Raw genomic sequence first — 13,772 nt, forward strand, 5'->3', positions numbered from 1 at the left:
GTTATTTTAATGAAAGTTCAACTACAAAGGTTGCCTTTACATCTACCTCGGACGCTGTAACGGTGATAGATTTCCCCGTTTTTACTCCACTTGTTCCCCAAGCGGTATCCTGTGTTCCGTCCTTCTTGTACTTCTTCCAGTCGAAAGTAAATTTCGTATCGGCTGCACTATCCGCAAAGGCTTCTCCATTCTGCCAAACCGTTGCTTTAATGGTAGTGCTTCCCTGACCGTTGACGAGCTTGTCGCCAGTAGTAGAAGACACCTCGATTACATACGGGTCGGAAAGGTCAGAGAACGAAATAATATCACTTACTGACGTGTTATACGTGCCGCTCGCTGTATCCGTGTCTTTAATCACACACTTGAACGATTCGAAGTTGAGCACTGCACTAGCAGGAATAGAAATTTCATTCGTCGTGGTTCCGGTTATACCGTAAGCATTAGAAGCTGCTAATGATTCCCATGTACCGTCAGATTTCAATTTGTGCCACTGGTATGAGACTTTGTCAGCGTCAATACTACTACCGCGCCACATGTCGCAATGAGCGGTTAATGTTGAAGATTGGTCGTTCTTGAAAACATTCCCCTTTGGTGCGTAAGCGATAGCACAAATAAGCTGCCCGGCGTTCTCCGTTTTGGTGTAGTTGATAACTGCCTTAACCGGAGTTTCCAACTTCGTATCAGGGTCAACATAGATACCGGAACATTCTATCTTCAACTGTGACGCCGAAGTCATGTTGTTTTTGATAGTAAGAGCATAAGGAGATGCAGCTGCAACCGTACCCCCAAATGCACTAATAGCCCCACCATTAATCGTATAGGTCGGTACGGCTTTCAAGCGGCTGATAACGTTTGTAGTCGTGCCGGAAACATACAATTCAGGAGTAACGACCAAGAACGGTGAAGCCGTCCAATTCGGTACATATGAACTGTTTTCTTTGTTAAAGATTTGGGTTAAAGGCTGATTAGAGCCTAGATACATACTCATTGATTTCGCGTCATTTAAATCGACGATGGTAATTTGTCCTCTTGCGATTGGCATAATAATTTATTTTTAAAGTGAAACAATTTTATTTCTTCTCATTTCTAATAAAGGGCGCATCCGAATAAAAATAAAGTGTCGAATTTTAAAATTATTACGTAAATGAATGCGCCCTTATCTTTTTATTACTACTTTTGTTTATGTCGAATTTTAAAATTTTATAGTTATGAAAACAGAAAGAGAACTTTCAGCTAATTTTCTTCAAAAATTTAATCAAACCATTAACTACAAATGTCCTATTTGTGGGAATAAACAATTAGGCATTACAACCGAATGCGTGGATGAAATTGAGAATGTGTTTCGCAATAATCCAGACATTGCATTGAATGATTTACAGAAACTAGCTCCTGTTATCACAGTAAATTGTATTACGTGTGGTCACATTGATCAGTTTTCTTCAATGTGGGTTCAAACAGCCATACGCCAGTCGGAACAAGGATAGCTCCATATCTATTACTATCCAATATTTCTATACTTCCACGAGAAATACGGTTACTTGCCGATAAATCACCTCTGCTGCCAGATAATTGACTCTCTACAAGTCGGCACTGGCAGATTGCTTCTTTAACATCTTCGGCATTCTTGATATTTGAAAAATTAAGTTCAAATACTCCATTTTCTTTTTTTACTTCTGTTTTCATTATTCTTATTTTTTAAAGTGAAACAATACAATTAAATGTGGCACGCCCCCAAACATCATCCGGGGTAAGTATAAGCACATGCCCGTGCCCGACATGCGTCTCGTTAAAGATTTGATCTGTGTCTTTATTATTGCTTTCCTTCTCCCAAGAAAAACGGGAAGCCGGAACGCTATCTGTTATATCCGTATCTCCTTTTATCACGTAAGCGGTTAAAGTGGTAGCTACAGAACCGTTTTGAAAGATGTTCCCGTTACTGCTCATTATATTAACTATAACAGCATCCTTTCCCGCTGCTGACTTCTCCAACCAATCCACAACGCCTTCGCCCGGTTCCTGCGTTGTCGGTTTCTCGGAGATACAGAGCCATGATGCACCGTTATGAGTTACTTCGTCATAGTAGTAATAAGTCCCGGCTTTCCATTCACCCTTGAAACAGGGAACACGGCTTTCTGTTATTCCGTCACCGGATATCTGCTTGATTACTCCGGTCATGTAGACATTACGGAGATACGCGCTGTGTCCGGTCATGTCGATGCCAAACAGTTTCAAGTTTGACAGGTCACCAAGTTGCATCGCTATCATATGCGATTCTATTTCCCAACCGTTTACACCTGTAAGATAACGGATGTAACTTTGCGTTGAATAGCTCGATTTTTGCCGTTCTTCATTCGTGAAGTTACCGTACGCGACGAAGTGCATAGCCTTGCAAGGATGTGCAGACGTGCCGGAACGGAGTGCGTATTTGAAAGTGGAATCGCCTAGCTTCTCCGTTATGCGAAAATATGTAGTTTGAAATCCGGTTAGGTTGTTGAATATACCTTTGCAAATATCGTCAATCTCGATTTGAGCGGATTCGCCCGGTTCTAGCTTTAAATAAAGAATCTGATTATCCAAATCGACTGATTCAATAATTCCACCGCCCGGAGCGTTCCACTCTTCGCCCGAAATGATTGATACGCGATTGTATCGTAGTTCGGGAACTTCGAGGAAATCACGTAGGCGAAGAGATTTAGCGTCTACATGACCGTCTTCACCGATTAACCAACCGATTAAGCCCTCGGCATAATCATTCGAAGATATATCACCGGAAAAGGTAGCTGATTTCGCTACTAACTTATCAAATACCTCTAGGATATTGGTAGTTAATTCTGTTGCGATAATATCATCTGTTACAATACCATTTGTGACGTTAATTCCATTCAGGAATGTAATCAGCCCTTCTGCTGTATCATCTTTAGTCTTACTGATAGCATATGCTATTATTTCCTGAAGTACTCTCTTTGCTGAAAAAACATTCTTATCAGAAGGAAGCGTTTTGTCATTCACTCCGATAACATACACGCTCGTTCCGCCACCACCAACCACGGAACCGGAGTAAGTTTGTCCCTTGTAGGTAAGAGAATCAATCTTGCTTTCTATCTCACCGATACGCGAATATGCGGCTGTTTCACCGATTGTATAAATTGGATGGTCGTAAGGAATATCAAGCGGCCATTCAAAACCAATTATGCGGGATTGCCGTCCTTCGGGGAAAAACGCTTTATTAATCAGGTTTACTTTAGCCCCAACCTCGTATGTCCGGATATTACCGTTATTGTAGATGAAATCAGCATCCATCTCGCAATCATAGGTGGACGGGTCTATCATGGACTTCTTTACATAATCTTTTGCCTTTTTCAGAAGTGCTTGCTCTGAATTCGGTAACATTTGTTCGGAAATGAATGCCGTATCAAAGCCGTAAAGGACATATGTATCTGCGGGAACATCTTTACTTTCTTCCTTGTGGGCGGCTTGTGGGAATAGCGTATCATCTGGGAGATAGCGGCCATAGTCTTCATTGCGAACAATTTCAACGGTTGTGCCAGTGCTGTCACTCTCTTTTACATCGAGAGCAAAGTCTAGTCCAGCTAGCTTACCTGTCTGAAAAATCAAACGAAGTTCATCTATTACGAAATCTTTCTTATTAAAGTTCTTTAGACCGGTATCCTTGAAAGTGTATATAGGATACTTGTTTCCGGTTGGCTTCTTTGTTTCTTCATCTATTTCTTCCTTTTCCTCATGGCTGATACTGTATATAGAGCCGATATACTTGGGGTATTCATCCTCAAATGTAACAATCTCTTCAATAGCTTCTTCTTCCGGCATTTCCACGTTGTCGGGATTGTCGTAGCGTTCATCTCCGATGTCGATTCTTTCCCCTGTAGGGCTGTATCTGTAAGCATCCACATAGGGAATACCTTCCGGGAGCATAAGGCGTTTCTGAACAACACCGTTCAAGGTGAGTTCTTTATCGTCCTTACTGAAATAGTTATCGGGTACTTTGCCTTTGATAATGTTGCCAATCGTATATCTGTCACCCATGGAAGCTGTTATACCTTCGGGTAGCCGGATAACATTTGAATTGTCTCCTGTGAGTAAATCTGGGTTATAAACAGCCGCAAATGTCTGTCCGGCATTGGAACCAGAGAGGAATGTCACAGAAGTATTTGCTGAGTTTGATTTGTTTTCCAATGCCAAGCTAAACGAAATATATACAGAAACGCCACGAGGTGCCGCGTCTGTTTGTACATTCACTGTCAGTACTGCTTCCAAACTGTCAGCGTCTTCCACAATGTCGATGGAAGAAGGAAGATTAAGTGTATCCTTGAATCCGTTTATCGTATTATCAGTAATGCGGTGCTCTCCATTGGCATTGCACACTGTATGAGATACACCAGACTTCGTATAGCATAAATCTAGCTGATAATTATACGTCCCTTTAGGAGGATAGTACTCATTTGAACCTGTACCTGTTATTCCACTAATCATAAATGGGACAGAAGTCGTTAATACTGAATAAGTTCCCTTGGTTAATGAACTTATTACAGTGCATTTAAATTGTCGGCTTCCTTGGGCAATAACTTTATCAATGTTAATGTCCCCTTTTACAGTTTTTTTAGCGATTAAATCTCTTGAAGGAAAGAACTTTATATCCAACGGTCTTGCCGTATCGGATATATCCCGCCCTTTGACCTCTTTCACGTCAAATATCAGGCTCTTTCGGTAGCTAACAGGGATATTACGTGTAGAACCAAAAGCGTAGACACGCGTAGCGTATGTAGCTTGACTGTCACTTCTCTGCATGGAGTTGACATTCACATTCTCTGTGTCTGTCAAATCACCGGCTTTGAAATCAACTGGGGAACTGTATTCACAGCGGCCAAAACGAATCTTATGATTTTCTATCCACCATTCGCACTCCCATGTCTCCGCCATCTGAGTAAGTGCGTCGATAAGGTTCACGTTGTCGTAAGAAACGAGTTTGGAAGTGTTTGCTACTGTACTGTCAATCTCGGGAATAAATTTTTCGTCTCTGAACTTGTATCCAAGTGCTTTCAGGTTGTCAAGAAAGACATTCAAGTGCGTGTCAAGGGTAGCTGTAAGATTCCAACTAGCTTCCCGCCCGGTTGTCTCCGGTGTGTAGAAGAACTTTTTGTTTTTCCATTTCCAGTAGTAGGCATCCAGCCGGAGTTCGTAGTCGTATGCACCAGTAGTCGTATTGTAGTTTGGCTTATATAAATCTACCAGTTCAAATATCCCCAGTTCATTATCTATCCCGTCTCCCAAATGAAAATAAATAGGATTGGCAAGAGAAAACTTTAGCATAACATAGTCTTCCTTCATCAAAAGGAAGTGTCTTTTCGAACCCTCATTGATGGGTGTCGAGAAACGAAGATTGCCGGATATGTCTTTGATGTCTACTAATTGCATAACACACCAAAGTTCGGAGATAAAAAAAAGAAGCCCTAAAAATAAGAGCTTCCATTACAAACAAGGGAAAGAAAGTTTGCTATTCGTCACGTTTTGCTGGATTATACTCACAAAACTTCGCTGAAATCTTGCCGAAAGTCCGGTCTAGGCTTTGCCCATAAGTTGCACTTTTCCCTAAATATACCAAGCGATACACTTCGTTCCCATTTTCAGGAACTTGCATTGTCAACTCTCCTTTGTATAGCTCATCATAGAATTGCTTTTTCTTATCTTTAAAATCGCTTGGAGTTTCTCCTTCAATCGTAAAACCTAAAGTTATTTCACGAGAATCTAACTTGGGATTGGCTACTATGACACGCTTTCCATTCTCCAAACGGCTCTTGTTCTCTATATACTCTTTCATGGGTGACGATGCACCGAGTACATCAAGAAATTTGTCTCCCATTCTAACACCCCACACTTGAAGAGCGTCTCTGCCATTGATGATTAAATCTGCCATAATTTATAATTTTGATGTATTCTTTTTTACCTCTGCAATGTCCGCAGCCATATCCTTAATAGGTTTAATAATAGCTCCGGTATTCTCTCTGATTTCCTGTAATTCTAAAAAGGAATTTACTTGAATAGTGCGTATTTCGTCGGCAATATTCCGAGTATCAGTATTCACTGAAAGAATCGAATCAGCTTTAACGGTCAAAATATTGAGTGATTGGGATTGAAGAATATTTTGATTCTTTATCTCTTCACCTGCAATCTGCAAAGCAGTAAAACGACCGTTAAGTTCGTCTATTGAATCTTGGGAAGCTGCCGCAAAGCCTTTCTTTGTAGATTCTTGGGAAGAAGAGGAATCACCTTCATATCCCGTAATTTCTGAAATCGTATCTCTTTCGTTCAATGCATCCTGGACTATTGAATCGTATTCCTTTCTTGCATCTTCTAGTTGCTGATTAGTGAGCTTTCCTTTTTGTTCTTTCAAGAGTTTGGCAATGCCATTATACCATTTTTTCAATTTATCATCAAATAACTCTCCCATCGAGAAATTGAGTAAAGCACGTTGCATATACTCGGAAAAATCTTCAGAGAAGTTTTTAGCATCTTTATCCATATCCATCAATGCTTCCAAAAAACTATCACGCAAGCTATCAAAAGAAACCTGCATGAGTGATTCGTTTATCTTCTCTGTAAGTTCATCCAATTTGCCAGCTTGGTCGGCATACGCTTCCAACTTCTCCATGACACGCCCACCATATCCACCTTTACCAGCACTTTTAATATCATCGTAAATATCGGCATTGCTAAGAAGCAATCGCATCTGTTCGGGAGTCAAATTCCATAAAGAATCGGTACCAGAAAAGTTCTTATCTACATTTTCACGAGCCCAACTTAATTGTTCATTATTCCATTCCATATAATATTGCCAACTATGATGTGAACTATGATACCCTGCTTGTTCCTGGGCTATTTTAAGTGTGTTGGTAATCTGCTCCTGCTGATATTTAAACGCTTGTTCATATGCCGATATGGATTTAGAGCCTGCCGCCTTGTCCATCACTTCGGTAAGCCTATCAATAGACTTTCCTAAGGTTTCATTTCGGTCTGTTAACTTATCAATTGCTTCTTGAACCTCTTTAGCATTGCTTCCACTAATCTTATTCATTAGAGAATCCCAACCACCAAAGGAGATTGAATTTAAGATATTTCCTATACCATCTCTTAAAGATTTACCAATAGTTACAAATAAATCACCAGATAATATATCGCCAAGGATGCCACTAACAGCGTTAAATATGGCGTCAAGTAGCCCACCGACTAAATTACTTAATCCATCTTTGAAAACATCAATGATAGCTACTATCCAACCAATAATAGGAACATCTTTTAAGTTCTTTGTTACTTCACCAATAGCCCCTTTCATGGCTGAACCGGCTTGTAATAATCCCTGATAAGCACTACTTATTCCGCCAGATGCAAGTTTCGATAACCCCTCGACCACGTTATCCATATTAACCTTTAGCTTTGTTGCTGTATCGGTAAGATTCTGTTGACTCTCATTGGCTACATTAGTTTGTGTTTGAACATTAGCTGACGCGATATCTGCATTTTGTTGTGCTGTATCACGAGCATCTTTCGCAGCTTGTTTTTCTTCTTCGGTGCCACTTTTTATGGCTTTCTCATAATCTTCTTGTGCCTTTACAAGTTTATTGATAGCTTCCGCTTCCTCATTTTTAGCATCGTTCAGTTCACGGAGTGAATTTTGATATGTCTGCATATCTTGACCTAGCTTCTTGAAGTTTAATCCTCCAACGCCACCAAGAGACTTCTCCATTTGACCTATTGCATCAATCAAGGCTTTTTGGCTTGCTTGGTCGGAGTTTTTGAACTTATCTGTCTGAACATACTTTTTCGCCTCTTCAAGTGTAGGTCTTATCATATCATTAAACATACCACCAAACTCACCGAAAACAGTTACCCAATCAATGTTTGCTTTTATGGCTTCTGTCTCTTTGTTCTGTATGGCAACATCCCGTTGCTTTTCCAGCAATTTAACTTGTGTACTATTTATGCCATTTTCTTCTTGCGCCTTTTTAATCTTTTCGGCATATTCCTGGGCAATGGCTAGTTTCTGTTGCTGGAATGTGCCATAGTCTTTCAGATAATCATTTAAAGCTTGTTGCTCGGCTTTTAGTTGTTCTTTGGTTACATCGGCAATATCTTTCTCCTTTTTATTCTCAGCATTGGTATAACGGGTTGAAATCTCAATAGATTGTTCTTGTGTCAGTTTTCCACCTTGCTCTTTACTCCACTTACTTTCTTGCTTTCTAATGGAATCAAGTTCTTTTTGATAATCCAGCTCTATTTGTTTCAATTTCTTCTCCGTACCATCCTTCATGAGATTAATTTCATCTTGTTGATTTTGGTGACGAAGGGTAAGAAGTTCTTCGGTTGATTTTTGTTGTTCTTTTTTTTGCTTTTCAGCTTCTTTCTTTCGTTTTTCGGCAGCGGATTCTTGCTTGGTAAGAGCACTACCAGTAACACCCCCTAAATCTTTGTAGGCTTTTTCAGTAGTCTCCGATCGTTTTTTAGCATCTTCATATTGTTTTGAGGTGAACTTGGATTTATCTTTTTCTATCTCAGATAAAGTTTTTTTGGCTTCATTCCATTCTTTCTTGGCTTTTTCATAATCTACTTTGTAGGTGGTCTTACTTCGTGAGTTGTATTCGGATTGGAGAACGTCTATTCTGTTAGCCAATTCACTCTCTGTAGTTGAGCCTTTCAATGAACCAACTCCTACATTTAAAGAATACCGTTTATTGTTTTTTCGAGCTTGTTGGAGTCGTTTCATCTCCTCAAGTTCTGTTTTGATTTGAATATCTGTGGATTTCTTTAAATCAAGTTGCCATTGTGCTAGTTCATCAGAGCGAACCTCTTTCTGATACAAGTCTCTTGACGGTTTTGCGAGTTCTAATTTTCTCCTTAAAGAAGACTCTGTTTCTCCTTTGTATTTTTCAGCCAATTCGAACTCTTCCTTAGATAGTCTCTTCTTACGATAATAAGGGTTTTCACCTAACTTCTTCCATAGTGATAACATCTTCTCATATTCTTCAATCTTCGTTGTAGAATCACTAAGATTCTTTTTATTTGTCTCTACCTTATTTTTGGTAACTTCCTCATTATACTCTTTCCATAATCCGATAAGGTCTTTTATATGCCCTTTCTCGTCTATGTATTTTTGAAACAGAGAAGGATACTCTTTTTTTATGGCCTCTATAGCCTTCACTCTGTTCATGGAAGAGGTATATTCGTTTTGAATGGTTGCTATTAAATCCTCTAACCTAGATTTATGTTCTTCTTCTTTCTGTAAAGAATCTGCTTTTGTCTTGTTGTATTTCTTTTGAGCCCTTTCCGCTGCAGTAGTAGAATCACTAAAAGCCCACATAGCAGTTGCCACCCCTACTAGGAGCGTTGCAGCCAAAACATAAGGATTTGCTTTCATTGCAGCATTCAAGGCTAGTTGAGCTACGGTCTGCGCTTTAGTTGCAATAGCCTGTATTCCTTTTGCTGTTGCATCAGCTCGTGCTGCTACTGCCCAGCCACGAGTTAGTGCAATGTTTGTGATAAGGGCGGTTTTATAAACGCCATAGGTGGCAATCATTCCTACAAGCACTTTACCTATAGTTTCATAGTTTTCTATCAGGGAAGTGGTCAATTGAATACCAGACATAATTATACCTTCCGACTTTTGCCCCATCTCGTTAAATGCCGCATCCATAGCATCTTGCATCATAGAGAGTTGCCCATTAATAGTCTTGGACGCATTTTCGGACATTTGATAGAACTTACCTCCGGCACTCGTGGCATCTATGAACGCTTTCTGTACCATTTCGGTAGAGATAGCACCCTTTGACATTTCTTCTTTGAGTGTGGCGATTGATTTTCCGGTAGTCTGCGCAATTTGTTGCAGTGGATTGAATCCAGCATTAATCATCTGGTTCAAATCTTGTCCCATCAGTTTTCCTGTTGCCGACATTTGAGAAAACGCCAAAGTTAAAGAGTTGAATTTTTGAGCTTCCCCCATAGAAACATCACCGATGGCGGAGATGAAACGAGGAACCTTTTCCGCTTCGATATTGAACCCTAGCATCATCTGTGTAGCCGCAGTTACATCGGAAAACTCAAGTGGGGAAATCTTTGCATATTCGCGTACTTGTTTCATTAAAGCATCTGCTTTTTCTTTGCTGCCTAACAGGGTTTGAATAGCCGTATCAGCAGCCTGGAACTCACTGCGGACACGGATAATATCAGAAGCAAGTTTTGATAAAGCAACGGTTCCTCCAATCTTCGCCAACATAGAGTTCATTCCGCCAAGGCTACTGGTCGTATGATTGATATTAATTGTCGTATTTTGCATCTGAGTGGCGGCTGTTGCCGCTTGTTGAATCAACCTGTCAAATTCTTGAGTTGTCCTATTTAGCTGTCTCTCAAGAGCGGAGAAGTTACTTGAATTAGCTACCATATTCATTGAAAGCAACTCTCTTCTTAATTTGGCGATTTCATCACGAAGCCTAATAACTTTATCATAGTCAGCACCGACTTTAAAATATAATTTACTCATCTATTCTTCCTCCTTAATATATTTTTTCCAGAAGTTTTATTCACTTTTTTCCCATACACAACATGTAATTTATCCTTCTGCATGATAACTAAATTCCGATAAGGAATTTCATATACTACTTCATGATAAGACAAATGCAGATTTTCAACGAACGATGCTATTTGCCCGAGTAAACAGTTATTCCCTGCTACTTCTGATTTGCTATCAACGTCGCTACGTTCTTCGCTAAAGTTGATAGCTTCATAAAATTTTCGACAGATACTAAAGAATAGGCTTGACTTATAGCATCGACCAACTCATCAAATGTGCCTTGTACGAGTTCTTTATACAAATTATCATTCCCACTTACAAACCATGACAAAGCATGAGCTAGTTTATCTGCATCGTTAATGCTCTTGATTATATCTCGGACGCTTTCTTCATTTCCTAAATCTGATAAATATAACCCTGCACCAGCTAATTTATGTATTGTAGGAGGGAAAATGGAGTAAATTTTATTGTTTACAATTACATTCACAAAATCAGCTCCAACTATTGACGCTGATATAATCTTTGAACCTTCGCTCATATCACTATAATTAAAAAGGGTGAAGGTGGACCAAGCCACTTCCACCCTTTGAGTTATCCAATCTTACTACCTTAACCTTCCGGTACTACCACTTCCGATTCATCGAACCATTTCTCGGAAGCCAAACCGTCCACTCCGGTAGACAGTGGGGATGCAGATACTGCCAAGCCAATAGCTTTATCTGTATTGGCACCACGTCCATTAATAGCTGCCTTCGGAAATACAACATATACACCGTCTTTGGTTTTACCGATGATACATTTATGGATGGGTTTATATTTACCTCTTTCCCAAGACTTATCAGTGGCGGTTCCACCTTGCAAATCAGCCTTTGTGGCATAATCATACTCGCCAATGGTGAAGTTAAGCTTGACTTCTCCCGGTTCGGATGTTTCACGATAATATTCACCATTCAAGGCGTTTTTATACCTTGACACATTTGCTTCTGATTCCTCATATTGGAAGGTATCGCCATGTACATTCTTTACCTGCTTTGTTTTAGCATCTTTCAAAATGGCTGCTATTTCCGCACCGGTCAACCCTGTTGCTTTATTTGCAACTGTTGCTATGGGGTCAGAATAATACAATTCTTCAATTTCTACTGCTGTAATCATATCACTTTACATTTAATACTTCAAACAAAATTCTCACATTCACATAATGACACTTCAAAGCAGTGTCCGCTTCTGTACCGATTGAATCAATTGAATAACGATAACGAGTGCCGTCATAGGAACTTACTACATCATCAAACCGTTTCATGGCTTCTCTTTCGAGTTCATTCAAACGGATGGTGTTCGCTTCATTCTCGCTTAAATCAGGAACGCAAAGATTCACTTCCGCAAAAGATTTTTTCCAATAAGTCCCCGGCTGTTGCTTCTTTGCGTGGATAACGATTCTTTCGGACTTCAATTCACCCGTCAGAGTTTCACCATTGGGAACGATGTCGATTCCAAAAGCCTTGCAATCCCGATAGAGAATGTTTCCTATGTCGGTAGTTACTATCATTCAATTTCTTCTTTTAATCGTTTCTCCGCATATAAAGCAGCACTACTCAAAACATCATATCCCTTAGATTCCACGAATGAAGCGTATTCCGCTTCGTTTTTCAGTGTCAAACCGTCTTTGTCAACATCGTAATCATTGGACGTTCTCAAAGTGAGCGTATGGTCCTTGTAATCGCCATGTTCCTCTGCGTATTTCACGGCTTCATCACCCACATCAATCTTCTTCTTCTCAACTTCCCATTCCCCGTCTTTAAGGAATTGGTCAACATCGGAAAAATCAGCATCACATCTTACATCCATAACTCCGAGTAGTTAAAGAAATTGGTATTCTTCACCGTGTAAACCTCGCCTTGACCTCGCACGTTATCGCCATCCATACAACGGACTTCATCACCTGCCTTAACAGTGATTCTCTTCTCGCACACCACATGGAAATTAGGTCGATATACAGAGCCATTGTCAGATGAAAACTCTTTCGTAGTGTTCTCATCACATCGGCACTTGCATACATCTTGCCAGCTTTCACCACCGGTACCGGGGATAGGTCTACCGAACTCATCCTTATCCATCGGGGTGATTACCTTAACCTGTAATATGTGTGGAGCGGATATCATAAGAAGGTGCATTTAGGCTTGTTGCTCAATTCGTCTTTCAAACCGTACTGCTTACAGAGGAAAGAGTAATATTGCTTAATCCCTTCGATGTTCCAAGACATAGAGAAACCACTTTCACTGATTGAAGTGGCACGGAGTAGGAGAGAGGGGATGAATTTTGCGATAGCCACCGACACCCGCATGCGGTTATCCTCATTCATCTCATCCTCTCCGCTTATCTTCGAGTTAAGACACATATCCAAAAGGTCAGCCTCCGACACCTGAATGCCGAAAGTCTGAAACCTCTGTTGTATGTAGTCGTTTACTGTCATGTCAATATGGTGTAATCAGTCGGCTACAGGAAGTGTAACTATAATGCGTGCAATACTTCGACCTATATAAGTATCGGAACGGACATTTAGGCACTACGGTTGGTCTGTTCTCGATGGTTATAATTTCAATACCGCATAGAGGTGGAGCGATATTTATCGCAAGAACGTTCATCGGAGCAATAGAAATGATACCAGCTTGAACGGTAGGCGTATCAACAAAGCTAATAGGCGCATCTACAGACTTAGACGGGATTGGTTCACTAAAACTGGACGCTTGCACACCTAGAGATGTAAACAGCATCATAAACGAGCAAAACAGAAAACAAATAAATTTTTTCATCTTTTCTTGATTTATAAATTATACATTTGGCAGGGTGTAGTTTCCCACACCCTAACATTTTACTCAATACCAAGAGCAATTTTCAGTTTGACGGTTGATTCTTCATCAAGTTCAGCAACTTTATCAAGAAGAGTTTTCTCTCCCATGTTTCCAGTCACTTGAACACCAATACCCTTCAACGCATCAACCAAAGCCTTTTTCTCAAATTCCTTTTCAAAGAGGGAGATGCCTTTCGGCTCTTTCTTTTCCTCGACAGGTTTAGCCAACTCACGATTTGCAAGGTCTTCTACACGGGCTTCATCCTCAATTACAAGGACTTCACCCGGCTGGTACAATTTGCCAGTGAACTTATCACGGAACTCTGTTATTACTTGTACTTTCATCTT

The 13,772-nt window shown here is 40.2% G+C and carries 12 protein-coding genes; all 12 read right to left on the minus strand.

The features are described 5' to 3' along the window. Window position 1: 1 nt before the first annotated feature. Entirely contained in the window at window positions 2–1,042 is a 1,041-nt protein-coding gene (locus tag BacF7301_RS16015) for a hypothetical protein (protein WP_245208247.1), read from the minus strand. Between the two features lie 368 nt (window positions 1,043–1,410). Beyond that, a complete protein-coding gene (locus tag BacF7301_RS16020; protein WP_167964351.1) occupies window positions 1,411–1,683 on the minus strand; it encodes a hypothetical protein in 273 nt (90 codons plus the stop codon). A 12-nt stretch (window positions 1,684–1,695) separates the two neighbouring features. Beyond that, on the minus strand, window positions 1,696–5,433 hold the full coding sequence (locus BacF7301_RS16025) for a hypothetical protein (RefSeq protein WP_245208248.1): 3,738 nt from the start codon (window positions 5,431–5,433) through the stop codon (window positions 1,696–1,698). 79 nt (window positions 5,434–5,512) lie between these two features. After that, window positions 5,513–5,932 carry a hypothetical protein gene (locus BacF7301_RS16030; RefSeq protein WP_209319454.1) on the minus strand — a complete coding sequence of 140 codons (420 nt, stop codon included), beginning with the start codon at window positions 5,930–5,932 and terminating at the stop codon, window positions 5,513–5,515. Window positions 5,933–5,935: 3 nt separating this feature from the next. Continuing rightward, window positions 5,936–10,546, minus strand: coding sequence for a tape measure protein (locus tag BacF7301_RS16035; RefSeq protein WP_167964353.1), 4,611 nt, complete (start codon window positions 10,544–10,546; stop codon window positions 5,936–5,938). Between the two features lie 187 nt (window positions 10,547–10,733). Next, on the minus strand, window positions 10,734–11,114 hold the full coding sequence (locus tag BacF7301_RS16040) for a hypothetical protein (RefSeq protein ID WP_167964355.1): 381 nt from the start codon (window positions 11,112–11,114) through the stop codon (window positions 10,734–10,736). A gap of 71 nt (window positions 11,115–11,185) precedes the next feature. Beyond that, a complete protein-coding gene (locus BacF7301_RS16045; RefSeq protein WP_167964357.1) occupies window positions 11,186–11,728 on the minus strand; it encodes a hypothetical protein in 543 nt (180 codons plus the stop codon). Window position 11,729: 1 nt separating this feature from the next. After that, complete coding sequence (locus BacF7301_RS16050) at window positions 11,730–12,122, minus strand: hypothetical protein (protein ID WP_167964359.1); 393 nt, start codon at window positions 12,120–12,122, stop codon at window positions 11,730–11,732. Then, window positions 12,119–12,421, minus strand: coding sequence for a hypothetical protein (locus tag BacF7301_RS16055; RefSeq protein ID WP_167964361.1), 303 nt, complete (start codon window positions 12,419–12,421; stop codon window positions 12,119–12,121). The genes BacF7301_RS16050 and BacF7301_RS16055 overlap by 4 nt, the downstream gene beginning before the upstream one ends. Next, complete coding sequence (locus tag BacF7301_RS16060) at window positions 12,412–12,735, minus strand: hypothetical protein (protein ID WP_167964363.1); 324 nt, start codon at window positions 12,733–12,735, stop codon at window positions 12,412–12,414. Before BacF7301_RS16060 ends, BacF7301_RS16055 begins: the two co-directional genes overlap by 10 nt. After that, window positions 12,732–13,046, minus strand: coding sequence for a DUF6706 family protein (locus BacF7301_RS16065; protein ID WP_167964365.1), 315 nt, complete (start codon window positions 13,044–13,046; stop codon window positions 12,732–12,734). The genes BacF7301_RS16060 and BacF7301_RS16065 overlap by 4 nt, the downstream gene beginning before the upstream one ends. 399 nt (window positions 13,047–13,445) lie before the next feature. Next, window positions 13,446–13,769 (minus strand): hypothetical protein, encoded by a 324-nt coding sequence (locus BacF7301_RS16070; RefSeq protein ID WP_167964367.1) that lies wholly within the window; start codon window positions 13,767–13,769, stop codon window positions 13,446–13,448. Window positions 13,770–13,772: the final 3 nt, after the last annotated feature.

Origin of the sequence: Bacteroides faecium (assembly GCF_012113595.1) — a bacterium.
Classification (GTDB): domain Bacteria; phylum Bacteroidota; class Bacteroidia; order Bacteroidales; family Bacteroidaceae; genus Bacteroides; species Bacteroides faecium.